Origin of the sequence: Aeromonas sp. DNRA1 (genome assembly GCF_963888745.1) — a bacterium.
In the GTDB taxonomy this organism is placed as follows: Bacteria; Pseudomonadota; Gammaproteobacteria; order Enterobacterales; family Aeromonadaceae; genus Aeromonas; species Aeromonas hydrophila.
Genome location: NZ_CAWPKQ010000003.1, coordinates 734019 through 756849, shown reverse-complemented (window position 1 = coordinate 756849; position 22831 = coordinate 734019). Strand labels below are relative to the sequence as shown.

The 22831-nt window shown below is 59.0% G+C and carries 24 protein-coding genes and 1 pseudogene; 18 read left to right on the top strand and 7 right to left on the bottom strand.

Annotated elements, in window-relative coordinates:
- Positions 1 to 178 precede the first annotated feature (178 nt).
- The 7 genes from AACQ43_RS13435 to AACQ43_RS13405 all read left to right on the top strand — a co-directional run bounded on the left by AACQ43_RS13435 (position 179) and on the right by AACQ43_RS13405 (position 4382).
- Positions 179 to 490 (top strand): putative quinol monooxygenase, encoded by a 312-nt coding sequence (locus tag AACQ43_RS13435; protein ID WP_168967598.1) that lies wholly within the window; start codon positions 179 to 181, stop codon positions 488 to 490.
- A 302-nt stretch (positions 491 to 792) separates the two neighbouring features.
- Complete coding sequence (locus AACQ43_RS13430; RefSeq protein WP_168967597.1) at positions 793 to 1245, top strand: GNAT family N-acetyltransferase; 453 nt, start codon at positions 793 to 795, stop codon at positions 1243 to 1245.
- A gap of 19 nt (positions 1246 to 1264) precedes the next feature.
- Complete coding sequence (gene def, locus AACQ43_RS13425) at positions 1265 to 1765, top strand: peptide deformylase (RefSeq protein WP_010634075.1); 501 nt, start codon at positions 1265 to 1267, stop codon at positions 1763 to 1765.
- Between the two features lie 64 nt (positions 1766 to 1829).
- Positions 1830 to 2441, top strand: a complete 612-nt coding sequence (locus AACQ43_RS13420) for a DJ-1/PfpI family protein (RefSeq protein WP_168967596.1) — start codon at positions 1830 to 1832, stop codon at positions 2439 to 2441.
- A 66-nt stretch (positions 2442 to 2507) separates the two neighbouring features.
- Positions 2508 to 2993 carry a GNAT family N-acetyltransferase gene (locus AACQ43_RS13415; protein ID WP_168967595.1) on the top strand — a complete coding sequence of 162 codons (486 nt, stop codon included), beginning with the start codon at positions 2508 to 2510 and terminating at the stop codon, positions 2991 to 2993.
- A 52-nt stretch (positions 2994 to 3045) separates the two neighbouring features.
- Complete coding sequence (locus AACQ43_RS13410) at positions 3046 to 3555, top strand: GNAT family N-acetyltransferase (protein ID WP_168967594.1); 510 nt, start codon at positions 3046 to 3048, stop codon at positions 3553 to 3555.
- Positions 3552 to 4382: a hypothetical protein gene (locus AACQ43_RS13405; RefSeq protein WP_168967593.1), complete on the top strand. Its 831-nt coding sequence runs from the start codon at positions 3552 to 3554 to the stop codon at positions 4380 to 4382. The genes AACQ43_RS13410 and AACQ43_RS13405 overlap by 4 nt, the downstream gene beginning before the upstream one ends.
- A 91-nt stretch (positions 4383 to 4473) precedes the next feature.
- On the opposite strand, the gene AACQ43_RS13400 is transcribed toward AACQ43_RS13405, so the two are convergent.
- Positions 4474 to 4677, bottom strand: coding sequence for a hypothetical protein (locus tag AACQ43_RS13400; protein ID WP_024946319.1), 204 nt, complete (start codon positions 4675 to 4677; stop codon positions 4474 to 4476).
- Positions 4678 to 4863: 186 nt separating this feature from the next.
- On the opposite strand from AACQ43_RS13400, the gene AACQ43_RS13395 reads away from it, so the two are divergent.
- Positions 4864 to 5751 (top strand): PhzF family phenazine biosynthesis protein, encoded by an 888-nt coding sequence (locus AACQ43_RS13395; RefSeq protein ID WP_168967592.1) that lies wholly within the window; start codon positions 4864 to 4866, stop codon positions 5749 to 5751.
- A gap of 77 nt (positions 5752 to 5828) precedes the next feature.
- Here AACQ43_RS13395 and AACQ43_RS13390 read toward each other — a convergent pair whose 3' ends face one another.
- Both AACQ43_RS13390 and AACQ43_RS13385 read right to left on the bottom strand, forming a co-directional pair.
- Positions 5829 to 7106, bottom strand: coding sequence for a lipase family alpha/beta hydrolase (locus AACQ43_RS13390; RefSeq protein ID WP_168967591.1), 1278 nt, complete (start codon positions 7104 to 7106; stop codon positions 5829 to 5831).
- 676 nt (positions 7107 to 7782) lie between these two features.
- Positions 7783 to 8361: a PhnA domain-containing protein gene (locus AACQ43_RS13385; RefSeq protein WP_016350625.1), complete on the bottom strand. Its 579-nt coding sequence runs from the start codon at positions 8359 to 8361 to the stop codon at positions 7783 to 7785.
- 225 nt (positions 8362 to 8586) lie between these two features.
- Between AACQ43_RS13385 and AACQ43_RS13380 the strand changes: the two genes are divergently transcribed.
- Positions 8587 to 9807, top strand: coding sequence for a methyltransferase (locus tag AACQ43_RS13380; protein WP_168967590.1), 1221 nt, complete (start codon positions 8587 to 8589; stop codon positions 9805 to 9807).
- A 202-nt stretch (positions 9808 to 10009) separates the two neighbouring features.
- Here AACQ43_RS13380 and AACQ43_RS13375 read toward each other — a convergent pair whose 3' ends face one another.
- Positions 10010 to 10636, bottom strand: a complete 627-nt coding sequence (locus AACQ43_RS13375; RefSeq protein WP_211162544.1) for an ATP-dependent Clp protease proteolytic subunit — start codon at positions 10634 to 10636, stop codon at positions 10010 to 10012.
- Positions 10637 to 11132: 496 nt separating this feature from the next.
- Between AACQ43_RS13375 and AACQ43_RS13370 the strand changes: the two are divergent.
- The 5 genes and pseudogenes from AACQ43_RS13370 to AACQ43_RS13350 form a co-directional block, all read left to right on the top strand.
- Positions 11133 to 11608 (top strand): annotated as a pseudogene (locus AACQ43_RS13370) (transposase); the annotation flags it as partial.
- A gap of 286 nt (positions 11609 to 11894) precedes the next feature.
- Entirely contained in the window at positions 11895 to 13343 is a 1449-nt protein-coding gene (locus AACQ43_RS13365) for a chitinase (RefSeq protein ID WP_146062653.1), read from the top strand.
- Positions 13344 to 13786: 443 nt separating this feature from the next.
- Positions 13787 to 14167 carry a VOC family protein gene (locus AACQ43_RS13360; RefSeq protein WP_168967589.1) on the top strand — a complete coding sequence of 127 codons (381 nt, stop codon included), beginning with the start codon at positions 13787 to 13789 and terminating at the stop codon, positions 14165 to 14167.
- Between the two features lie 136 nt (positions 14168 to 14303).
- The gene (locus tag AACQ43_RS13355) at positions 14304 to 14702 is read left to right on the top strand and encodes a GFA family protein (protein WP_168967588.1); all 399 of its coding nucleotides are present in this window, start codon (positions 14304 to 14306) and stop codon (positions 14700 to 14702) included.
- Positions 14703 to 14751: 49 nt separating this feature from the next.
- Positions 14752 to 15381 carry a histidine phosphatase family protein gene (locus AACQ43_RS13350; protein ID WP_168967587.1) on the top strand — a complete coding sequence of 210 codons (630 nt, stop codon included), beginning with the start codon at positions 14752 to 14754 and terminating at the stop codon, positions 15379 to 15381.
- A gap of 54 nt (positions 15382 to 15435) precedes the next feature.
- On the opposite strand, the gene AACQ43_RS13345 is transcribed toward AACQ43_RS13350, so the two are convergent.
- Positions 15436 to 16731 (bottom strand): sensor domain-containing diguanylate cyclase, encoded by a 1296-nt coding sequence (locus tag AACQ43_RS13345; RefSeq protein WP_168967586.1) that lies wholly within the window; start codon positions 16729 to 16731, stop codon positions 15436 to 15438.
- 228 nt (positions 16732 to 16959) lie between these two features.
- On the opposite strand from AACQ43_RS13345, the gene AACQ43_RS13340 reads away from it, so the two are divergent.
- A complete protein-coding gene (locus AACQ43_RS13340) occupies positions 16960 to 17364 on the top strand; it encodes an SRPBCC domain-containing protein (RefSeq protein WP_168967619.1) in 405 nt (134 codons plus the stop codon).
- Positions 17365 to 17462: 98 nt separating this feature from the next.
- Here the strand turns inward: AACQ43_RS13340 and smrB are convergent, their stop codons facing one another.
- Entirely contained in the window at positions 17463 to 17987 is a 525-nt protein-coding gene (gene smrB, locus AACQ43_RS13335; RefSeq protein WP_011706199.1) for an endonuclease SmrB, read from the bottom strand.
- A 65-nt stretch (positions 17988 to 18052) separates the two neighbouring features.
- On the opposite strand from smrB, the gene prmB reads away from it, so the two are divergent.
- Positions 18053 to 18988: a 50S ribosomal protein L3 N(5)-glutamine methyltransferase gene (gene prmB / locus AACQ43_RS13330; protein ID WP_168967585.1), complete on the top strand. Its 936-nt coding sequence runs from the start codon at positions 18053 to 18055 to the stop codon at positions 18986 to 18988.
- Between the two features lie 12 nt (positions 18989 to 19000).
- Complete coding sequence (gene aroC, locus AACQ43_RS13325) at positions 19001 to 20089, top strand: chorismate synthase (RefSeq protein WP_016350634.1); 1089 nt, start codon at positions 19001 to 19003, stop codon at positions 20087 to 20089.
- 100 nt (positions 20090 to 20189) lie between these two features.
- On the opposite strand, the gene AACQ43_RS13320 is transcribed toward aroC, so the two are convergent.
- Positions 20190 to 21005, bottom strand: a complete 816-nt coding sequence (locus tag AACQ43_RS13320; protein WP_146062648.1) for a substrate-binding periplasmic protein — start codon at positions 21003 to 21005, stop codon at positions 20190 to 20192.
- A gap of 323 nt (positions 21006 to 21328) precedes the next feature.
- Between AACQ43_RS13320 and AACQ43_RS13315 the strand changes: the two genes are divergently transcribed.
- Positions 21329 to 22729 (top strand): DEAD/DEAH box helicase, encoded by a 1401-nt coding sequence (locus AACQ43_RS13315; protein ID WP_011706195.1) that lies wholly within the window; start codon positions 21329 to 21331, stop codon positions 22727 to 22729.
- The last annotated feature ends 102 nt before the right edge of the window (positions 22730 to 22831 follow it).

Below are 22831 nucleotides of genomic sequence, written 5' to 3'. Positions count from 1 at the left end.
CGCTCGTTTGTTCCTCTGTGCACGGCGTGGTGAACACTGTGTTCATTCTGCCCCCCTATATGCCCCCCACCGTCCTGCCTACACTGGGCAACGTCTGATGGGGGAGCATCCGGCAGTATAAATAGCTGTCCAGATTGCACTCTCTGGCGTGATGACGATGTACAACGGAGAAAACTGGATGAAAAATGAGACAGACAAACTGGTATCCATCGCCGTGCTGAAAGCCCGCGCCGGCATGAGAGAGCCGCTGCGCCGCGAGCTGCTCAAGCTCATTGCGCCGACGCGGCGTGAGCCTGGCAACCTGGATTACGTGCTGTTTGAATTGCAGGACGAGCCGGGCACCTTCTACATGCGCGAGGCGTTCATCAATCAGGCCGCGCTGGACAGTCACTGCCAGACTGACTATTTCCAGGCCTTTGCCGCAGAGGCTGAGGCGCTGCTGGCAGAGCCGCTGCGGCTGATTTTTATGGAGGAGGTGAGCCCCACTTAAACTTATCGGGCCCAAGGTTGGCCCGATTTCCATTCATGTTCAGGTACTGCCCTAGACGCGGTCCCACCCCGTCATCGCCCCCCTGGTCTGCGTCTCTGTATCCTCTACCGAGAGGTTGAACGGGGGCTTATTGCTCTTATCCCGCCTGTTTATGCCTGCCGTCTTTTCATCTCCAGATTGTTCGGTAAGATACCCAAATGAAAATCAGTATTGGGGCCAAACGACATGAATGCCATGGCGGGTGGGCGGTCTGACGAGAGGTGGTCATCAGGCCGCCAAGATGGTTGAGCCGAGGAGAGGGGATGGAGATCGAACGGGTGGGGATAGCGTCAAGTGAGTTTGAACAGTGCTTTGCGGCCGTCAAACAGGGGATTTTTCCCTATGTCGAGGCGGTCTTTGGCTGGGATGACGACGTTCAGCGTGAGCGGTTGACCAACGAATATGAGCCGCACTGGTTTTCGTGGATCCTGCTGGGGGGCGAGCGAGTCGGTCTGCTCTGCTGCAAGCCATACGAGGATGCGCTGCACATTCATCTGTTGATTATCTTCCCCCCTCATCAGGGCCGGCAGCTTGGCTCGGCCGTCATGGCACGGCTGCATCGCGAAGCGGCATCTGAGGGGAGACTCCGGGTGACCCTGTCGAGCTTTAGCGCCAATCAGAGGGCAATCGGATTTTATCGGCGCCTCGGTTATCAGGTGGTGGCGGAAGAGCCGGCGTTCGTCTCCTTGTCCCGGCCGGTGATACGTAGGTACTAATGGTTGACGGAGAGCCCTCATGGCAATGCTAGAGATTTTAACGGTTCCCGACCCGCGATTGGGTATCAAGGCCGAGCAGGTTGAAGATATCGCGACCGTGCAAGGCCTGATCGATGACATGCTGGAAACCCTCTATGCCACCGACAATGGTATTGGTCTGGCGGCCACGCAAGTGGGGCGCAAGGAAGCCATCGTCATCATCGACCTGTCAGAAAAACGGGATCAGCCGCTGGTGTTGATCAATCCGCAAGTGACAAGCGGCACCGAACCGGCGCTTGGCCAAGAAGGGTGTCTGTCCGTACCGGATTATTATGCCGATGTTGAGCGTTACGGCTCGGTGGTGGTGTCGGCACTGGATCGCCATGGCGTGCCTATCACGGTAAAGAGCTGCGATTTCCTGGCCATCGTGATGCAGCATGAGATCGATCACCTGCAGGGCAAGGTGTTTATCGATTATCTCTCACCACTAAAGCGCAATATGGCGTTGAAGAAGGTAAAAAAGTATCTCAAGGCGACATGACGTGATATTTCATGCGGCGCGTTACATATCCATCTGATTATCTGCACGGGAGGGCGGGGTAGCCATGTACAAGGTTGGTATTGTTTTATTTGATGATTTCACCGATGTGGATTTTTTCTTGATGTATGACCTGCTTGGGAGAAACAAAGAGAGCTGGTCGGTGAAAATACTGGGAACCAAGCCTGAGCATGGCTCTGCACTTGGTATCAACGTAAAGACGGATGGAAATGTGGCGGAAGCATGTGATCAGGATGTGGTGCTGATCACCAGCGGGCAGCGTGGTATCCCTGCTGCGCTGCAAGACCGCGAGTTCATGTCCGCGTTGCGGCTGGACCCACAGCAGCAGCTGATTGGCTCAATCTGTGCTGGTTCATTCATATTGCATGAACTGGGCTTGCTGAAGGGGAAAAAATTAACAACCAACCCTGCAGCCAAAGCCCAGTTGCTGGAGATGGGGGGAGATGTTCAGGACTTTCCTTTGGTCGTGCAAGGAAATATTGCAACGGCAGGCGGCTGCCTCTCACTGGTTTATTTGATTGGTTGGGTGGCCGAACGGTGTTTTGGTCCGGAAAAACGTAGATTGATGCAATCTCAGCTTATTCCTGCCGGACAAATGGAAATCTTCGAACAGCTGATCTCCTCCACTATCAGAGAGGCTGAAGAGTCATTCGACTGATGTCATTGCTCACTGTTTATATCTGTCTGGAGCCATAGCCGGTCTGCCCAATGAAACAGGATGGCGATGAATCTCGAGTTCAAAAAAATAAACCTGGCGCGTGACTATGAGTTTTGTGTGGCAGCCCGCCGGGACGCCCATGTTTGCAGCTTCCATCGCGACGAGGGATTTGATGAGTTTCTGACGGGCTATCGGGAGCGGATGGCGGCGAGGCTGACCAGCCAGGAGTGGCATTATCTGCATGTCTGGCGGGGTGGCGAGATAGTGGGGCAGCTGGAGTTTTGCACTGTCTCAGCCGAACCGGAAACCGGCTACATATACCTGATCTATTTGACGCCCCAGGCTCGTGGTCAAGGCATGGCCGATATGCTGCTGCAATATATCGGTCGCACCTTGTGGCAGGCTGGCTGCCGGCGAGGGGTGCTGTCGGTCAGCCGTCTCAACCCGCGGGCACTGTGTTGCTATCGGCGCTGCGGGTGGCAATATCGGGGGCCAAACCCCAAGCATGCCGAGACAGATTTCTATGAATATCGGTTGCCGGATCCGGCGTGATCAGTAGCCGTATTTGAGCGGGAAAAACAAAGTCCCATGGAGGGGAAAATAGATGGAAGTAAGACAAGTCCAGGTATCGGATGCAGATAGCATACTGGCCCTGATGAACAGACTCGACAATGAAACAACTTTTATGCTCTATGAGCCGGGTGAGCGCACCACGACTGAGATCGAGCAAGCTCAAATATTGGCCTCGTTTGTCAATGCAGACAACAAAGTCATGCTGGTACTGTCGGAGCATGACGAGATTGCTGGTTTTATTGTGGGCATCGGTCAACCGGCAAATCGCAACAAACATGTACTGTATTGCGTTATCGGCATTCAACTCTCAGCAACTGGACAGGGCTTTGGCAAAAAAATGATGTCTGCGCTGGAGGCGTGGGCCAGGGCGCATGGCTTTACCCGTATGGAGTTGAGCGTCATGTGTCACAATGCCCGGGCTTGTGCGCTATACCGCGCCTGCGGATTCGAGGTGGAAGGGGTCAAACGCAATACGATGAGGGTCGATGGTGCATATGTCGATGAATATATGATGGCCAAGCTGATTGAGGAGGTGGCATGAGCAAGATGCAGTGGCTGGTTTCCTTGAACGTCGCTCGGTCGTCAAGGCGTGCGCGCAGTTGGGTGTCGCTTGTGCTGGTGTCGCTGCTGGGCTGGCTGCTGGCCATGGCGCCAGTTGATGCCGAGGAGCCGCAGCTCGGCGCCGAGTATCGTCCTCGGGTACAGAAGGTGATCGATGCCGCCAAGGGGCGGGATCCACAGGTCCTTGCCCGTCAGATCAAGTATCCCTTCAAGCAGGAGTATCCCATCCCGGTCATCAAGAGCCCGTCCGAGATGGTGGCCCGCTTCGACGAGGTGTTTGATGACGCCATTTTAAACAGCATTGCCAGCTCCCGGGTCGGGCAGGATTGGCAGGCCATGGGCTGGCGCGGCATCATGCTGGGCAGTGGCAAGGTGTGGCTGGATTTTGATGGCAAGGTGATCGGTATCAATCATCAGACGGCGCAGGCCGCCAAATTGAAAGCCGAGCTTATCGCCAGGCAGAAGAGCGAGCTGCATCCCAGTGTGCGGGAGTACAAAAGCCCCGCGCTGATGTGGCAGACCGCGAAATTTACCATTCGCATCGACGAGCTGGGTGACGGCCGTTATCGCTATGCCTCCTGGGCCAAGGGCAAGACGCTCGCTGACAAGCCGGATCTGGTGCTGAAAAATGGCGCCGTCAGGGTGGAGGGGACGGGAGGCAACCACACCTATCTATTCACCAGCGGCCCTTACCGCTACGAGTGCGTCGTGACCGTGTTGGGTGAACGGGGCATGCCGCCGGGCGAGCTGGTGGTCTATCAGAACGAGGTTGCCATCATGCACCAGCCGGTGATCAAGGTGCTCTGATATCCCTTGATCTGCCCGGAACGTTCAACGCGCGGCCAAGAGCCGCGCTTTTGTTGTCTGCAACGATTATCTGCAACGGCTGACGGCTTCGCTAGCCCTGCGGCACTCGAACCCCCTTGTCGAGGTAGAGGCTGCTGTAGTGGGCACGGTGGGTGACAAACATCACCTGATGACGGCTGCCATCGGAGAGGATGATGAAATCACCGGCCTGGGCGGGAGTGTGCAGGCTGATTTCATGTTCGGGGGCGGTCAGCTTGTCGACCTCCTCCTTGAAGGTGAGGGTGTAAGAATACATAGGGTGCTCCACAACAGGACCTTATACAGACACGCATCAAACGTAGCTGCTGTCGCCCGGATCTGCGGCGCCCAAGCGGCACCCGCGCACCATTTAATTTACCGGCCGCAGCGGGCTCGCTATCTTATGGAAAGCGGCCCGCGGCAAGCGCAGGCCAATTATGTCGGCGACAGTCAGGAGCGAGCGATGACAGAGCGTGAATGGAAACCCGAGTTGGTGCGCATTGCCGCCTTCTCCACCGGTGCCAGGGGGGGCAATCCGGCCGGGGTCTGGCTGGGGCCGCAGCTGCCCGGTGTCGAAGAGATGCAGCGCATCGCCGCCGAAGTGGGCTTTTCGGAGACAGCGTTCGCCGCGCCCTTGCCCACGCCCGCAACGCCGGTGGATGAGCAGGCCGGCCCGCGGCAGTGGCGGGTTCGCTATTTCTCTCCCGCCGCCGAGGTGCCGTTTTGTGGGCACGCCACCATTGCCCTCGGGGTGGCGCTGGCCCGCCGGGTTGGTGCCGGCGAGTATCAACTGCAACTCAATCAGGCCACCATCTCGGTCTCGAGCTGGCTGGATGGGGAAGGGGAGTGGCAGGCGGCGCTGCAATCGCCCCCCACCCGCAGCTCACCAGCCCCTGCCGAACTGGTGAGTGCCGCGCTGGCGCTGTTTGGTTATACCCAGGCAGATCTGGATCCCCGCATTCCACCGGCCCTCATTCATGGCGGCGCCGATCATCTGGTGCTGGCGCTCAACAGTCGCGCCGCCCTGGCGGCCATGCACTACCAATTGGCCGAGGGACGGACCCTGATGCAGCAAGAGGGGCTGGTCACCATCTTGCTGGCGTATGCCGCCCGCGAGCAGCTGTTTCATACCCGCAACCCCTTCGCCTATGGTGGCGTGTATGAGGATCCCGCCACCGGCGCCGCCACCGCGGCCTTTGCCGGTTACCTGCGGGATCTGCACTGGCCTCACGGCGGCATCATCGATCTCTTTCAAGGGGAGGATATGGGGATGGCGTCGCATCTGCATGCCGAAATTCCCCCCGAGCCCGGCAGCTCAATCCGGGTATTTGGCCGCGCCCGCCTGATGTGACCGTCAGGCAATGAAAAAAACCGCCAGCTGGCGGTTTTTTACCTTATGTCGAAGATAACCTGAATGGTCGTTTCGGCCTATTGCGAGTCATGTTCCCCAGCCGGGCTCTGCTCTTGATGATCGCTCTTTAGCCACTGCAGCAGCTGATTAGCCACCTGCGGGCTGCCGAGCAGCGCCATGTGGCTGGTGCGATAGGCAATCATGGTATGGGCGGGGAGAAAGGCGAGCTGGTGGCGTGCCTCGTCATGCAGGCCAAGGGCACTGCGCAGGGGCACCAGACCATCGCCAATCAACCGATCTGCCAGAACGCTGCGTTTGGCCGCCGTGGTGGCTGCAATGGCAAAACAGCGGACTCCGCCGGGCAGGGGCAAGGGGGGGCGAGGATCGGCGAAGGGGGAGGAAGGGGAATTCCGGGCAGGGGATGAGTCCATCACCTTGCCGTGGCGCAGATCCTTGATGCCGACGCTGCGCAGCTGTGCCAGCCTGACGAATGACTCGCTGTAGGCCGTCGCCGGCAGCAGTTGTTCCAGCCAGTGGCCGGCGGATTCGAGCGGTGCGCCGTGATGGGGCGTGCCAAGAAATACTATGTTTTTCAGGGCGCTGGACCAGCCCATCTCACTCTGGCTGGCCTGATAACAGGCGCTGCGGATCACCAGCCCGCCCATGCTGTAGGCCAGCACGCTGATCTCGCCAAGGCCGCCGGGCCAGTGGGTCGCCAGTTGTTCCAGCTGACGGGCCAGTGCTTGACCGTTCTGCACGATGGAGAGGCCCGAGTTGTAGCGCACATAGATGGGCAGGTAACCTAGCTCCTTGGCCAGCATCTCCCCGTGATTGACCGGCGCATCCTGATGCCGGGTCTGCCACTGCAGATCGTTCATGCACAGCCCGTGCACCATCAGCAGCACTCGCCCGCGAGGGGGCAGTTGCGCCGGCAGGGGCTGCCAGCTCAGGGGCCTGCCGAGATAACGCAGGGTCATGGGGGTGGCCAGGGCATTGTGACTCTCGACCAGCTTGTCCCCCATCACGCCATTGAGGGTGGCGAGCAGGGCGGCGCGGCTGGGCGTGTCGGGAATTTGCTGCAAAGACGGGGCTGGCGGCAGACGGACAAGCAGGGCATGGATACCGCTGCCCAGCGCGCTGGCCGCGCCATGTACTCCCTTGTAGACCAGCCCGGTGATCCCCGCCGTCTTTCCTTCCTCCCGCCCTTTGAAGCCCATGCCGCTCAATACCGCCTGATGGACGGCCTCGGTGAGCTGTATCGTCGCAGGCAGGGCCTGAATGAACAGTCGGGTCAGCTCGCGAATGTCCGCAAGATGCCAGGAGGAGGCGGGTTGCGGTGCTGTTGGTTGCGTCATGAAAGCCCCTGTGAAGGTATCGCCGGCCTGCTCCCACCCGGCAGCGGGACGGCATGCATGACAACCAGCTTGCGCCGTTTACCCTGAGTTTGCCAGTAACGCGCCGGCGGTTCTTGGCGAGAAGGCTAGTGGGTAGCCTCGGTGACAGGCGGGCAGGGCAATCCGCTGGCAGAGGCGCTTATGCATCTGATCAGGCAGGGTCGGTGGCTGGAGCAGGAAGTATTGGTACTGTGGCCTGGGGATGGCAAGCATGGCCATTGAACGTGACTTGCGACTGATATCGCCACAAAAAAACCGCCATCAGGCGGTCTTTTTGTTCTGCCGGTCCTTATTTCAGGGCTTTCTTCAGCTTCTTGATCTTGCTCTCGTGCTTGGCAATTTTCTCAAGGCGGGCGGCAATCTTCTGCTTGATCGCTTTCTTGCTGACTTTGGCCATCTGGCGTGCTCCTTTTGCAGTGATGACACTCACGGTGTCGGGGGTAGGTCAGTCCATGAAACGCCAGAGTGCCACAGGGTTGCTGATGACACCAACCTTTCGCTCAAAATAACGGCAGGCAGCATGCCGGCGTAGAGCCTTGTGTCGCGATGGTCCTAAGCGAGAACAGGGGGGGAGTGTTATCGGCAGGCACAAAAAAAGCGCCCCGTGGGGCGCTCTTGCTAGCAGGGCTGAGGTCGATCAGGCCTTTTTCAGGTAGGCGGCGACCAGCACGATCTGCACGCCGTTGACCTTGCCTTCGATGTGCAGCGGGTTGTTGGTGAGGCGGATGCCCTTCACCAGGGTGCCGCGCTTGGCGGTGAAGCCTGCGCCCTTGACGTCCAGATCCTTGATCAGGGTAACCGAGTCACCTTCGACCAATACGGCGCCGTTGGAGTCAACGGTGGGCACGCTGTCGTCATCATCGCTGGCCATGCCTGCTTCGGCCCAGGCCTTGGTCTCTTCCTCCATGTACATCATGTCCAGCATGTCCTGGGCCCAGACCTCGCCTTGCGCGGAGAGGTTCTTCAACTGGCGCCACGCCATGACCTGTACCGCAGGCACCTGGCTCCACATGCTGTCGCCCAGGCAACGCCAGTGGTTGACCACTGTGGTCGCTGGCTGCTCCAGCTGGCCACGGCAGGTGTCGCACAGGGCAACGCTGTGATCATCATCGCTGGCCGGAGAGTGGGGGACCGCGAAGGCAGTCAGCGCCTGTTCGGCACCGCACAGTTCACACTTGGCGCCCGCGCGCGCTTGCAGGATGGCATTGATGGTCATGTTTTGGTTCCATTCACGTTGGTAAAATGGCCCGCGATGGGCAGGCCAAGATAATGAAGGGGCGGAATATACCACAAAACCCCGCTCTTTGTCAGGCTAAGCCCGGTCGTCGGCCCGCTGCCGGCCGTCAGGGGCATCAAAGGAACTTGCTGGCGCAAAGGGATGGCGACGCCGTCAGGACGACGCAGCATACATGAGAGTGCTTTTTGACGCGGGATCGCTAGAATGAGCCTCCATTTTGACGGCAGAACAGGGGCGCGCGTGCTGGCTCAACGTTTTCAACAACTGGATCGACTGCTGAGCGAAGCCCGGCACTGGTGGCAATACCAACCCTATCATCACCTGGACCTTGCCTTTGCCAAGGCGGCGCCAGCGCTGGCTGAGCTGCTCAATGCCCTGTCGCTAGCTGAGATTGAGCGGCTTGATAGCGACATGCCTGCCTTGTGCGAGCTGCTGGCCCCCTGGATCCCGCAGGGGTCAGCGCTGCATGCCCTGAGCGCGTTGCCGACCCTGACGGCCGAGCCCATCCCGTGCGAGCGGACCATGGCGATGTACATGCCGGGGCGCAAGCAGGCCCAGATTGAAGCCTTCACTGCCTGCCTGCCCGTGCACCGCGGCCCCTATCTGGAGTGGTGTGCGGGCAAGGGTCACCTGGGGCGGCTGGTCTCCCTGCACCGTCAAGCCAAGGTGCTGAGCCTGGAGCTGCAGGCACCATTGTGCGAAGAGGGACGCCAGCTGGCTGCTCGCGACGGCGCCCGGATGGCATTTGTCTGTGCCGACGCCTTCGCCGATGAGACCGCCCAGCTGATCGCCCCGGCCCATCACGCCATGGCGCTGCACGCCTGTGGCGAGCTGCACACCCATCTGATTGAACAGGTGGCGGCGCGCGGTGCTGAGGGGGTGACCCTCTCCCCCTGCTGTTATCACCTGATCCGCACCAGCCACTACCGCCCACTCTCCGGCCCGGCCAAGGCCAGTGTGCTGCAGCTTGCCAAGAGCGATCTGAAGTTGCCGCTGCAGGAGACGGTCACCGGTGGCGCCCGCATCGCCCGCCTGCGCGAGCAGGAGGTGGCCTGGCGGCTAGCCTTTGACTGCCTGCAGCGCCAGGTGCGCGGGGTGGATGAGTATCTGCCGGTGCCCAACATGCAAAAGAGCCTGTTGACCGGCACTTTTGAGGATTTCTGTGGCTGGGCCGCCGAGCGAAAGGGGCTGGTGTTGCCGGCCGGCCTCGACTACGCCGGGTTTTTAGCAAAGGGGGAGGCGCGCTATGGCAATGTCGCCCGCATGGAGCTGGTGCGTCACCTGTTTCGTCGCCCGCTGGAACTCTGGCTGGTGCTGGATCGTGCCATCTTCCTGCAAGAGCAGGGGTACCGGGTGGAGGTGGGAGAGTTTTGCGACAAGCCCATGACCCCCCGCAATATCCTGATCCGTGCGGTGAAAGCATAACCCTGAATCGATAAACTACCCTCTTGTTACCAAAGTTTTAAATGACTGACAAGATCTCCATGTCAGTCATTTTTTATATCTAAATCTAGTAATAACTAGACTTTTATCGATAGAGTTAGTCAGCAATACGGCACAAACGTAAACTAATTTTTATTGGTATTTATATCTAGAACAACCCAGCACTTCGGTCATCGCAATGGTATTAATGCGATGCCGTGATATAGAAGGAGTGGGGGGTGTCAATAATAGTTTGGTCGATTTTTGATATTAACCCTATATCTATTGCTTCATCAGGAGTAAAGGTGACTCTATTGGATTCACTATATAGAATGTTTTCAATCCTTTCATGGCTTAGGTGTGTACAGCGTTGATATGCTTTCCTAAACATGTCATTGAACCGGGTCACTTCCTGACCCAGCTCTTTAATATTGTTGGGGCGTACATCCCCTTCATAATGAGTGTAAGAAGGATGAAGATAAATGCTGCCTTCAGGCAAGGCTCGACGGTCTTTAGCTGCACAGAGCATGAGCGTGGCAGAAGAACCAATCGTTGACATAGCTATGGTGGTCACTGGTTTCTTGGAGCTTCTGATCGCGGCCGCGGCCATCAACCCAGAGTCCATATCACCACCGTAGCTATTAATATATAAGTAGATTTTGGTTATATCTTCATTATTGTTTATATCGTCAATGGCATTGATTAGCGTTGAGACGGTAGGTACTTCCATGTCTGCACTATAGAATATTTTCGCAGTCTGACCTGGAGCTGGTGCTGCGATGACGCAAGACGCGAACATTGATACAATTGGCAGTGAAAACTTATTCATCATATAACCAATTCCTCTGCTGTAGGTAGAATATTGACAGCTCACTCATCTAATATTTTATTAGAAGTATGATACTACCACGACACTCAAAAATAAAACACTTATCTCATTGACTTGGGAGATGTAAGCAACTTTATAACCATAAGGCCTGATTGGGTTGGTGTTTTCAGTTACGTCATATTGTGAGCGTCATTTCTTGTCGGGAATACCTACGTAAGTTCCCTTTAAAATTGAGCCACCTGCCCTGATGAAGCAACTTTTCTACATCGAGCTAAGCAAACTCAAACAATTTTCGAGATATTCTGCTGTTGATGACTTTGCTCGTTTTATCCACCCGACTATAGACATACTGTTGCTGATGCCATCTTTCCTTGCATGAGGAGTAACCTTCGTCCCTGTAGTCATGACCATGGCGTTGTTGCCCAAATCGATACAGCTTGGATGGAACTCACTAGGGAGGGGTAACCTGATCACCACCTGCCCGCTTCTAGTTCGCATCATAGGCATGTCGCTTCCTCCCATCACTAATTGGCCTAAATACAACAAGTCTTTGTTAACAATGGCTTACTCACCTTCCGGATTGATGCCGAAGTCATGAACAGCTGGTTCCACCATAACTATCACGGACGGCGGAGCCGCAGTCAGCTTTACACTGACCAGACCATTTCTACCTTGATGCTCAAGGGAATGTTCAGTCTCACTTTGCTGGCAACTCAAGAGCGGCTCGACTTTTTGTTCGAGCTGATGAACGTACCGCTTTGTGCCTCTGATTACCGTTGTGTTAGCAAGCGGCCCCGTACTATGACAGTGGCATACCGGCAGCCCTGAAAGGAACACATCACCGACCTGGTTATCGACTTGATCGGCCTGAAAGTGTTTGTTGAAGGCGAGTGGAAAGTCAGAAAACATGGCGTTGTAAAGCGGCGAATCTGGCGCAAGTTGGATCTGGTTGTGGACCCGGTGACTCACGATATTGATGGTGGTTGACAAGCTGATCATGGCAGTCATTTTTTCATCTCGAATAATGAGCTGATGGCAGACTACCTAGCCGTCTCAGCTGTTCCAAGAATGGGCGATAGATCACATTTAATGTTTTCGTTTGGATTCTTTTTCTTTGTTTAAGCTGAGCTGGACATCACAAAGTGAATTGGCTCACAGTTCCGATAATATTCTTAATTTTCATCGTGAATTTAGTGACCTGTAGGATTATTCTCGAAACGACTCTTATCCCGACGTTATTCTGACACAAGGACTGTCTGTTATGTTCAAGCCTACACATTGTGCCTGGCTGGTTGCGGCTGCCTGCGCATTGCCAAGTTATGCCATGAATATTCAACCCGACCCGCAAAATGCCGGCGGATATATAATTTCCGCCCCGGATCTAGCTGCGGTTGAAAAAACCAAGACGGCCAATCCCATGTACGGGATTTGGGCAAAGGCGTTGGCGACACGGCCCAATACCATTGTCGATGCCATCAAACCAAGGGCAGCCAGCAATCCGGATAACGTCAAACGGGTCGAGCGGGTATTCACCGAATCGGATTGGGATTATTTAACCCAGATGGCGGCGCCGGAATATACCTATGAGCGCTTCTTGCGGGCGGTCGGGAAATTCCCGGCTTTTTGCGGCGAATATACCGATGGCCGCGATGCCGATGCCATCTGCAAAAAATCCATCATCACCGCCTTTGCCCATTTCGCCCAGGAGACCGGCGGCCACATTGCCAAGGAGAATATCTCCGACAATCCGCTGGCGCTGGAGGAGTGGCAGCAGGCGCTGGTGCACGTGCGCGAGATGGGCTGGTCGGAGGGGCAGACCGGCTACACCACCGGTTGCGGCCAGAACGACTGGCAGAACAAGAAGTGGCCCTGCAGCACAGGCCAGGGTTATTTCGGCCGCGGCGCCAAGCAGCTCTCCTATCACTTCAACTACGGTGCCTTCTCCGAGGCGATGTTTGACGGTGATGCGTCCGTGCTGCTGAACAACCCCGGGTTGGTGGCGGACTCCTGGCTCAACCTCGCCTCCGCCATCTGGTTCTTCCTGACCCCGCAGGCACCCAAACCAGCCATGCTGCACGTGATTGATCGCACCTGGGTGCCCTCCCAGCGCGAGATCGCCGCCGGCATCGGCTACGGCTTCGGTACCACCATCAACGTCATCAATGGCGGCATCGAGTGCGGCGAGCAGAACAAGAACAAGGGCCAGCCGGTCAACCGCATCCGCTACTGGGAAGGGCTGGCCGAGCACTATCAGATCCCCGTCAAGGCCGACGAGAAGAACACCTGCTGGCAGCAGACTCCTTATGGCAGCCTCAACCTTAACGGCGCCACCGACGTGCTCTACACCAACTGGGACGGCAACTGGAAATACTATCCGGATCGGCCCGGCGGCTACTCGTTCGAATGTGAGCTGGTGGGGTTCCAGACAGCCTACTCGGCACTGGTGCCGGGGGATTACGAGAAGTGCGTGACCAACTTCTACGGCTCCCACGCCAACTGGCCCAAGGTGCGTGTAGTGGCCAAGCTGGATCCTGCGCCGGTTGATCCGACCGATCCCCCTGTGGGGGATGTGGCCGCCTGGAGCGCCAGCAAGGTCTACACGGCGGGCAACAAGGTGAGCTACAAGGGCGCCATCTATCAGGCCAAGTGGTGGACCCAGGGTAATGAACCGGGCAAGGGTGATCCCTGGGTGCTGGTGCCGGCAAAATAGCGTAAAGCGGCTTAATCAATAAACTCGGCAATGGATCACATCTCTCTTGCCAAGTCGGGGGACATATTGTCCCCCTTTTCGATATCCGGCCTGTAAAAATAAAGCCAGTGTTTAATTGGGTAGGTGCGGTGCTGGATGTTTATCAGCGTATAAGCGTGCTCGGTGATAAAAATATCCGATAACAATGGGTGAGGGGGTATAGTCAGTCGAAATATCGCTATGATCCTTTTGTTAATTTGGGGCGTGTGCCGTTGAATAATATTTCTTGTGGCCGGTGTTGGTGACAGCGAACCGTTATTACGTTACCGCCTTCTTTCGCCAGGCATCCATCGCCAGAATATTCATTTTTATCAAAGCAGGCATGCTCAATGGTTGGAAAACATTGGTCATTACCCTGCAATGGGGTATCACTATGCCGATGAGTGCAAATCAGAGGAGACTTCATGTTCAATATTGCCATGCATTTTGAAATCCCGGTGACGGATATGGCGCGTGCCACGGCGTTTTACCGCCGTGTGTTTGGCATCGAGTTTGAGTTGATCCAGATTGATGGCAACGAGATGGCGCTGTTCCCGCTGACAGAAGGGGTGGAGGGGTGCTCCGGCGCCTTAGCCAAAGGGGAGAGCTATGTGCCCAGTATCGACGGCACGCGGATCTATCTCGCGGTCAGCGAGATTGAGCGGGTGATGGTGACGGCCCAGGCGGCCGGGGCCAGACTGCTCTACCCGGTGACAAAGGTCGGGGAGGGCATCAAGGTGGCCGAGTTTCAGGACCTGGAAGGCAACCGGATTGCATTGCAGGAGCGCTGGCCGCCGGCCTCGTGAGTCATCCCGCAGCCGGTTTTGTGATGGGGGCGGTGGCCGACGAGGGCGCAACATGGTACTCATCTGATCCGGCAGTGGCTGCAATGGCGCGGTCACGTCAGCAACGGCAAGCGACAACAAGACACAAGGAGGAGTGATGAAGGGACATTGTCTGTGCGGCGGGATTGAGGTCTCGGCCAGCGATCACCAGGAGGTGGGGTTGTGTCACTGCAGCACCTGTCGACGCTGGTCCGGCGGCCCCCTGTTTGCGGTGCACTGCGGCAAGGAGGTGCGCTTTCGCGGGCTGACCCCGGTGGCCTATCGCTCCTCGGAGTGGGCGGAGCGGGGTTTTTGCCCCACCTGCGGTACCCACCTTTTCTATCACCTGTTGCCGACGGATGAGTACATAGTGCCGGCCGGCCTGTTTCAGAGCGAACCCTTCCAACTGGCGAGTCAGATATTTATCGATGAAAAGCCCGATTTCTACGAGCTGAAAAACGAGACACCGACCCTGACCGGTCAGCAGGTGTTCGAGCAGTTTGCCCCCAAGCCGTGAGAACGGGGCGAGGCAGCGCGAGCATCGGTCGCAATCAAAGGAACAGACAATGCAACTGGTGGTGATGCGCCACGGGCAAACTCCGGCCAATGCCGAGGGGCGCTATCAGGGGGCGCTGGATATCGGTCTGAGCGACACTGGGGTGGCCCAGATCAGGGTGCAGGCAAGGGCGCTGGCCTTGGCGCAGGTCCCGTTTCAGCGGCTGCTGAGCTCCCCCTTGCTGCGGGCACGGCAAAGCGCGGCCCTGGTGGCGGACGAGCTGGTGCTGCCGGTGACGCTCGCCCCCGCTTTTCGCGAGCGCCATGTCGGGGTGTTCGAGGGGCTGACCCAGCAAGAGGCGAGGGAGCGTTACCCTGCGCTGTGGGCACGCAACATCACCCGCCGCTGGGCCGAGGCGCCGCCTGGCGGCGAATCGTTGGACGAAGTCATTGCCCGGGTCGGGCAGGGGTTGGCGGAACTGGCGCAGAGCTGCCGTCAAGAAAGGGTCCTGCTGGTGGCGCACGGCGTGGTGGCCAAGGTGATCCGGGCGCTGACCGTGGCGGGATTTGACGACTTCTTCGAGTGGCAGCTGGCCAACGGGGCCGTGCTGGAGGTGTCGCTTGCATGTGGCGACGCTGGCGGGCCGCTGGGTTTCTTTGCCCGGCCAGGCAGCAAACATGGCGCCGCGGCCTTGAATTGAGCCGGAAGCGCCAGGCCTGCTGAGTGATTTCTCAGGCCTGGCGTGTATTGTCTGTCAGGGGGAATCTGGCAGTGCCTTCCTTGAGCAGTTGCGCCCTTGTTTCTTGGCCAGATAGAGCGCGGTATCGGCCCGGCGTACCATGCGCTCCACCGTATCCTGCGGGCCCAGGCTGGCACTGATGCCGACGCTGATGGTGAGCGATACCTCGGTGCCTGCGCCGAGCTGATGTAGCTGCGACTCGACGGCGAGGCGGATCCGCTCCGCACTGGCCCAGGCCAGCTCCAGCGAGGTTTCCGGCAGCAGCACGATGAACTCCTCGCCGCCCCAGCGGCCCAGCATGTCCACTTCCCGCAGTTGTTTGGCGACCCGTCTTACCAGGCTGAGAATGGCCTGATCCCCTTGCTGATGGCCATAGGTGTCGTTGATCTGCTTGAAATGATCGATGTCGATCAGCAGCAGGCTCATGGTGTGGCCGAAGCGCTGACAGCGCTGCATCTCCAGCTTGACCAACTCGTCGAAGCGGCGCCGGTTGGCGATCCCGGTGAGGGGATCCGTGGTCGCCGCCACCTTGAGTTCCTCCACCAGCCGGGCCCGCTCCGAGATATCCCGCAGGATGGCGGTCATCTCGGTGGTCTGACCCAGGTTGATCTTGGCGATGGTCACCTCCAGCGGAAACTCGCTGCCGTCGCGGCGCAGCCCCATTACGGAGGCGCGGGCATGCATGGGGCGCGAGTTGATGGGGGAGTTGCTGAAGGCCTTGAAGTAGCCGTCGTGGTTGGCCCGAAAGCGCTGAGGCAGCAGGGTCTCCAGCCGTTTGCCGAGGTAGCTCTCGTCCACCCCGAACATCTCGCAGGCGGCGGTGTTGATAAGTTCGATACGCGACTCGCTGCTGACGCTGATGATGCCGTCGTAGGCGGAGTTGACCACCGCCTCGAAGCGCTTGCGGCTCATCTTGAGCGCCTCCTCCAGCTGCTTTTTGGCAGTGATGTCGATGGCGGTGACTATTATGCGGGTGATGCGTGACTGCTCGGGAATGATGGGGGAGATGACAAAACGCCACCAGCTGGTGCGCGACAGGGTGTCGATGGGCAGTTCGCTCTCGAGCCCCGTCTGCTGGCTCACGCACTCATGCATCGGCTGCTCGATGCTGCCGGTGATGTAGCGGGGAAACATTTCGTTCAGGCGCTTGCCGATGCTGCCCAGCACGTCCAGCTCGAAGGCCTGGGCAAAGGTGTCGTTGGCGGAGACCAGGGTAAAGCGATCGTCGTCATCAAGGGAAAACACCGCAACGGCGGCACCGATGGCATCGAGAGACGACTTGATGTCGGCATGGGAACCCTGTGTGAACATGCAACCTCCATGGCGAATAACGTATTGATATTCAGTATAGTGCGGCCGTTTTTGATCCTTGTCCCGTAGACAGAAGGAACGCCTTGCCACTGGATTGGCGATGGTCAGTCCTGCCAGATGGACTAGCTCGACGCCATCCGCTGGGCTTTACTTGCTGGCATCCGCAAGCGAGCTGGCCGGCATGGCCAGTCATCCCACAGCAAACTAGCACGGAGCGCTTCATGAAGAATCAGCATTGAGGCACATATCGAGCAGGAGATAGAGGCCGTCTGGTGGGCCTGGAACGATCCGGACTGCATCGCCAGATGGAATGCAGCCTCCAGCGACTGGCACACCACCAGCAGCCGGGTCGACTTGGTGGTGGGCGGGCGTTTTTGCCATCACATGGCGGCCAAGGATGGTAGCGCCGGTTTTGATTTCACCGGCACCTTTACCCGGGTGGAAGCACCGACCCGTCTCTCGTTCGTGATGGATGACGGGCGCGAGGTGGATGTGCAGTTTGCGAGCGAACCGGGCGGCACCTGGGTGCAGGAAACCTTCGATGCCGAGACGAGCCACACCCCGGCCCAGCAGCAGGCGGGCTGGCAGGGGATCCTCGACAACTTCAAGCGTTATGTGGAAGCGGCAGGTTAGGGGAGGCGTCTGCGCCCATAAAAAAACCACCGCCAGGTCGCGGTGGTTTTTTTATGCTGCTCTGGACGTGCGTCAGAGCATGCCAGAAGGCGGGAGCGTTACTCCTCGATATCCAGCAGCACCAGGATGGCGCTGTCACCGCCCCACTCGCGGGGGGCCTGATGGAACGCCTGCACATTCGGGTGCTGGGCCAGCCAGCTCGGAATGCGCTGCTTGAGGATATGTTTGCCGATGCCGTGCATCACCGAGGCGACGTGGATGTTCTCTTTTTGGCAGAGGGTCAGCAGGGCCGCCAGCTCCTGTTTGGCCTGCTGCTGATTCATGCCGTGCAGGTCCAGGTAGATCTCCGGCGGATAGCTGCCGCGCTTGAGCTTTTTCAGCTCGAATTTTGACACATCTTCGCGCACGTAACGGGTCGGTCCATCGGCCTCGAGATGGGGCTGGTACTCATCGCTGAAATAGTGGTCAACCCCAAGCTTTTCGCGGCTCTCACGCAGTTCGCGTTTCTGCTTGACCGGGCGCAGGTCGGCCCTTATGGTATCTTGCTTGATTTTCCGGGTACCTTTTATCGCATCGCGGAACAGCTGGGTTTCCTCGTCTGTCGGTGAGGGCGTTTTTTTCATCAGGTACTCGTCTTGCTCGCTGTATAGAATTCTCGGGCCGGATATTACTCGACTTGGAGGTGGATTTGGACAAGATATTTATCGATGAGGTGGTTGCCGAGATGCACACCATCCAGGACATGTTGCGCTGGGCCATGAGTCGTTTCAACGACGCCGGGATCTTCTACGGACATGGTACCGACAACGCCTGGGATGAAGCCGTGCAGCTGGTACTGCCCGCGCTACATCTACCGCCGGACGTGGATCCGGGCATGCGCCACTCCCGTCTGACCACCAGCGAACGGCACCGCATCGCCGAGCTCATCATCCGCCGCGTGCAGGAGCGGGTACCGGCCGCTTACCTGACCAACAAGGCCTGGTATGCTGGTTGGGAGTTCTACGTGGACGAGCGGGTGCTGATTCCCCGTTCTCCCATCGCCGAGATGGTGGCCAACCGCTTCGCCCCCTTCCTCAAGCATGAGCCGACCCGGATCATGGACTTGTGCACCGGCTCTGGCTGCATCGCCATCATCATGGCCCACGAGTTCCCGGAAGCCGAAGTGGATGCCATCGACATCAGCGTCGATGCCCTCACCGTGGCCGAGCGCAACATCAACGATCACGGGCTGGAGCAGCAGGTCATTCCGATCCGCTCCGATCTGTTCCGCGATCTGCCGGTCGGCGACAAGTACGATCTCATCGTTTCCAATCCGCCCTACGTGGATTCCGAAGACATGTCGGATCTGCCGGACGAGTTTCGTCACGAACCCGAGCTGGCGCTGGCCTCCGGCTCCGACGGCCTCAAGCTTACCAAGCGCCTGCTGGCCAATGCCGCAGACTTCCTCAAAGAGGATGGCGTGCTGGTGGTCGAGGTGGGCAACAGCATGATCCATCTGGAAGCCCAGTTCCCGGACGTGCCCTTTACCTGGGTCGAATTCGAGAACGGCGGTCACGGCGTGTTCGTGATGAGCCGTGCCGACCTGGTGCAATACCAGGACTATTTCGCGATTTACAAGAGCTAAGCAGGAGCACTCATGGCAGGGAACAGTTTCGGCCAACTCTTTCGTGTGACGACCTTCGGCGAGAGCCACGGCCTGGCGCTGGGCGCCGTGGTCGACGGCTGCCCGCCGGGACTGGAGATCAGCGAAGCGGATCTGCAGGGGGATCTGGACCGGCGCAAGCCCGGCACCTCCCGCTACACCACGCCGCGCCGCGAGCCGGACGAGGTGAAGATCCTCTCCGGAGTGTTCGAGGGCAAGACCACCGGCACTTCCATCGGGCTCTTGATCGAGAACACCGATCAGCGCTCCAAGGACTACTCCGACATCAAGGACTTGTTCCGCCCGGGCCACGCCGATTACACCTATCACCAGAAGTACGGCCAGCGCGACTATCGCGGCGGCGGTCGCTCCTCCGCCCGTGAAACCGCGATGCGGGTGGCGGCGGGTGCCATTGCCAAGAAGTACCTGAAACAGGTGCACGGCATCGAGATCACCGGTTTTCTCTCCCAGCTCGGCCCCATCAAGGCAGAAGCCTTCGACGCGGCCCAGATCGAGCAGAATCCCTTCTTCTTCCCCGATGCGGGCAAGCTGGAAGCGCTCGATCAATACATGCGCGACCTGAAGAAAGAGGGCAACAGTATTGGGGCCAAGGTGCAGGTCATTGCCAGCAATGTGCCGGTGGGGTTGGGTGAGCCGGTGTTCGATCGCCTCGATGCCGACATTGCCCACGCCATGATGGGCATCAATGCGGTGAAAGGGGTGGAGATCGGCGACGGGTTCGCGGTGGTGGAGCAAAAAGGCTCCGAGCACCGCGACGAAATGACCCCGGCCGGCTTTGCCAGCAACCATGCGGGCGGCATTCTGGGCGGCATCTCGTCGGGTCAGGATATCGTGGTGAGCTTAGGCTTAAAGCCCACCTCCAGCATCACGGTACCGGGCAAGACCATTACCACCGAGGGTGAGGCCACCGAGATGATCACCAAGGGTCGACATGATCCTTGCGTCGGCATCCGTGCCGTGCCCATCGCCGAGGCGATGCTGGCACTGGTGCTGATGGATCACCTGCTGCGCCACCGTGCCCAGAACCAGGGCGTGTTGACCCATACCCCGCAACTGCGCTGATCGTCTTGCCTACCGCTCGGCTGATCGCGTGGTGCAGACGCAGTCACAGTCAAAAGGCGACCTCAGGGTCGCCTTTTTCATGGGTGTTCATCGCGCTGGGTTATTGGTTGGGTGTCACCTGCTCAGCCGCCGGGTTGTCGAGCCGGCAGGGAGGCGGCGCCACGTCACGGCCGGGTGAGGGCAGGCCGGCAATTACCTCATTGACCCGGGTGAGCTGCGCATCGGTGACGGCCGAGTTGGCAAACATCAGGCTGACCGGTTGGTGATGGAGCAGCAACTGGCAGCGGATAAAGCCATCAGCCCCCAGCTGATGCAGCCGGTAGCGGGCGTATTGCCACTCCATGATGACGCCGTCCAGCCGACGGGCCAGCAGCAGATCGACCAGTCGGTCATCCGCGTTGTATTCGCTCGCGTTCTTGAGGGCGGGACACGCTTCCATCAGCTGGATGGGGCGGGTGCCGCGCAGCTTGCCAAGGCGCAGCTGGCTTTGCTGGCAAAGCTGTGGCAGGTCTGACACCGCCAGCCAGGGATCTCGCTGGCCCGGGATGGGGTTGTTGCTCAGCAGCACAAAGGTACTGCGCCGATAGGGCACCGAGAAGCGGGCAAAGGCACGCCGTTCCGGCGTATCGAGCGCCCCCATGGCCACGTCCAGCTGTTGCAGCTCGAGCAGATGGATGGCCCTGGCCCAGGGCAGGTTGCGAAAGTGGGGCTCCAGCCCTGCCTTGCTCAGGATCTGGCGGGTCAGGGTGACGTCCAGCCCATCCAGCGTCCCCTGGGGATTGATGTAACTGAACGGAGGCCAGTGGCTCCAGGCCACCGACAGCCCGGGCTTGGCCTGCAGCGGCAGAGAGAGTCCAACTGCCAGCAGGGAGAGCAAGAGCCAGCCAGGGGCGGCCGACAGAAGATGAACACGCATGAACCTGAACCTCCTTGTACAGGACTGATGCGGCGGTATCGCCGTTATCTGGCATCAAGCATAGTCTGATTCGAATGAGTTCTTGAGCGGCTTTTCCGGGCGGGACGCTGACCTGCTTTTGGCAAACATGCTGGGAGGAACGTCACATTTTTCTCGTTTCTCCTCAATAACTCCGTTAGACTGCGCCCCTATTCTTTCCCCTTTGCTCTGCTCCCCGGGGAAATCGTTGTGTTCTCAACAGGCCCGAGTCTGGCGAGATGGCATCGGCTCAGCAGAGGAGCCCCATCCCGGATTGTCGGCGCCCCTATCCCTAGCAGGTAATTATGAGTTTTACTTCCCTCGGTCTGGCCGAACCCTTGTTGCGTGCCGTTGCCGAGCAAGGCTACGACACCCCGTCTCCCATTCAGCAACAAGCGATCCCGGCGGTACTGGCTGGCCGTGATCTGATGGCCGCCGCCCAGACCGGGACCGGCAAGACCGCAGGTTTTACCCTGCCGATGCTGCAGCGTCTGACTGAAAGCAAGCGCAAGGTTTCCCCGAATCGCATCCGTGCCCTGGTGCTGACCCCGACCCGCGAGCTGGCCGCCCAGGTGGGCGAGAGCGTGCGCAACTACGGCAAACACCTGCCGATCCGCAGCCACGTGGTATTTGGCGGCGTGAGTATCAACCCGCAGATGATGGCCACCCGCCGTGGTCTGGACGTGCTGGTGGCCTGCCCGGGCCGCCTGATGGATCTCTACAACCAGAACGCCGTCAAGTTCGACGAAGTGGAAATCCTGGTGCTGGACGAAGCGGATCGCATGCTCGACATGGGCTTTATCCGCGACATCCGCCGCATCCTGGCCCTGCTGCCGAAGAAGCGCCAGAACCTGCTGTTCTCCGCTACCTTCGCCGACGAGATCCGTGAGCTGGCCACCGGCCTGCTGGACAACCCGGCGGTGATCGAAGTCGCCCCGCGCAACAGCACCGCCGAGCGTATCGAGCAGCTGGTACACCCCTGTGACAAGGCCAACAAAATTGCCCTGCTGAGCCACCTGGTCACCAGCAACAACTGGCAGCAGGTGCTGGTGTTCACCCGTACCAAGCACATGGCCAACCGCGTTGCCGAGACCCTCGACAAGAACGGCGTCAGCGCTGCCGCCATCCACGGCAACAAGAGCCAGGGTGCCCGTACCCGCGCCCTGGCCGGTTTCAAGGATGGCAGCGTCAAGGTGCTGGTAGCGACCGACATCGCCGCCCGTGGCCTGGACATCGACAAACTGCCGCAAGTGGTCAACTTCGAGCTGCCGAACGTGGCGGAAGATTACGTGCACCGCATCGGCCGTACCGGCCGTGCCGGCGCCGCCGGTCACGCCATCTCCCTGGTCGCGGCCGATGAAGGCAAGCTCATCAAGGCCATCGAGCGGCTGACCAAGCAGAACATTCCCTGCGAGCAGGTGGCCGGTTTTGAAGCCTCCCGCGAGACCCTCGACAACATCGCCCGTGGCATCGGCGCGCCGCTTCGCAAAGAGCCGCGCGATCCGAGCGAGCAGCGCCGTGCGCCGCGCCCGCAAGGTCAAGGCCAGCGTCAGGGCGCCGGTCGTTCTGCCAACGGTGGCAATGGCGGCGGTAACCGCTCCGGCAACGGCGGCAAGCCCAAGCCCCAGGGTGGCCAGCGTCCGGAAGGCGGCGCCGGCAAACCGGCTCAGGCTCGTCGTCCCCGTCGCGCTACCCACAACCAGTAAGCGGCCTAGGAGCCTGCTCCCCGCTCGGTTGATGTAACAAGCCCCGCCACTCTGGCGGGGCTTTTCTATATCCGGAAGTCGGCCGTGTGAGGCGGGCAGTGC

What these genes read in the sequence shown, in the direction of transcription:
- AACQ43_RS13385 (WP_016350625.1), bottom strand. Translation starts at nt 8,361, where the DNA reads ATGACCATCAATGCCATCCTGCAAGCGCGCGCGGGCGCCAAGTGTGAA.
- AACQ43_RS13435 (WP_168967598.1), top strand. Translation starts at nt 179, where the DNA reads ATGAAAAATGAGACAGACAAACTGGTATCCATCGCCGTGCTGAAAGCC.
- AACQ43_RS13375 (WP_211162544.1), bottom strand. Translation starts at nt 10,636, where the DNA reads ATGATGAATAAGTTTTCACTGCCAATTGTATCAATGTTCGCGTCTTGC.
- aroC (WP_016350634.1), top strand. Translation starts at nt 19,001, where the DNA reads ATGGCAGGGAACAGTTTCGGCCAACTCTTTCGTGTGACGACCTTCGGC.
- AACQ43_RS13430 (WP_168967597.1), top strand. Translation starts at nt 793, where the DNA reads ATGGAGATCGAACGGGTGGGGATAGCGTCAAGTGAGTTTGAACAGTGC.
- AACQ43_RS13405 (WP_168967593.1), top strand. Translation starts at nt 3,552, where the DNA reads ATGAGCAAGATGCAGTGGCTGGTTTCCTTGAACGTCGCTCGGTCGTCA.
- AACQ43_RS13420 (WP_168967596.1), top strand. Translation starts at nt 1,830, where the DNA reads ATGTACAAGGTTGGTATTGTTTTATTTGATGATTTCACCGATGTGGAT.
- smrB (WP_011706199.1), bottom strand. Translation starts at nt 17,987, where the DNA reads ATGAAAAAAACGCCCTCACCGACAGACGAGGAAACCCAGCTGTTCCGC.
- AACQ43_RS13315 (WP_011706195.1), top strand. Translation starts at nt 21,329, where the DNA reads ATGAGTTTTACTTCCCTCGGTCTGGCCGAACCCTTGTTGCGTGCCGTT.
- AACQ43_RS13320 (WP_146062648.1), bottom strand. Translation starts at nt 21,005, where the DNA reads ATGCGTGTTCATCTTCTGTCGGCCGCCCCTGGCTGGCTCTTGCTCTCC.
- AACQ43_RS13410 (WP_168967594.1), top strand. Translation starts at nt 3,046, where the DNA reads ATGGAAGTAAGACAAGTCCAGGTATCGGATGCAGATAGCATACTGGCC.
- AACQ43_RS13380 (WP_168967590.1), top strand. Translation starts at nt 8,587, where the DNA reads ATGAGCCTCCATTTTGACGGCAGAACAGGGGCGCGCGTGCTGGCTCAA.
- AACQ43_RS13400 (WP_024946319.1), bottom strand. Translation starts at nt 4,677, where the DNA reads ATGTATTCTTACACCCTCACCTTCAAGGAGGAGGTCGACAAGCTGACC.
- AACQ43_RS13395 (WP_168967592.1), top strand. Translation starts at nt 4,864, where the DNA reads ATGACAGAGCGTGAATGGAAACCCGAGTTGGTGCGCATTGCCGCCTTC.
- AACQ43_RS13415 (WP_168967595.1), top strand. Translation starts at nt 2,508, where the DNA reads ATGAATCTCGAGTTCAAAAAAATAAACCTGGCGCGTGACTATGAGTTT.
- AACQ43_RS13360 (WP_168967589.1), top strand. Translation starts at nt 13,787, where the DNA reads ATGTTCAATATTGCCATGCATTTTGAAATCCCGGTGACGGATATGGCG.
- AACQ43_RS13365 (WP_146062653.1), top strand. Translation starts at nt 11,895, where the DNA reads ATGTTCAAGCCTACACATTGTGCCTGGCTGGTTGCGGCTGCCTGCGCA.
- AACQ43_RS13350 (WP_168967587.1), top strand. Translation starts at nt 14,752, where the DNA reads ATGCAACTGGTGGTGATGCGCCACGGGCAAACTCCGGCCAATGCCGAG.
- def (WP_010634075.1), top strand. Translation starts at nt 1,265, where the DNA reads ATGGCAATGCTAGAGATTTTAACGGTTCCCGACCCGCGATTGGGTATC.
- AACQ43_RS13390 (WP_168967591.1), bottom strand. Translation starts at nt 7,106, where the DNA reads ATGACGCAACCAACAGCACCGCAACCCGCCTCCTCCTGGCATCTTGCG.
- AACQ43_RS13345 (WP_168967586.1), bottom strand. Translation starts at nt 16,731, where the DNA reads ATGTTCACACAGGGTTCCCATGCCGACATCAAGTCGTCTCTCGATGCC.
- AACQ43_RS13355 (WP_168967588.1), top strand. Translation starts at nt 14,304, where the DNA reads ATGAAGGGACATTGTCTGTGCGGCGGGATTGAGGTCTCGGCCAGCGAT.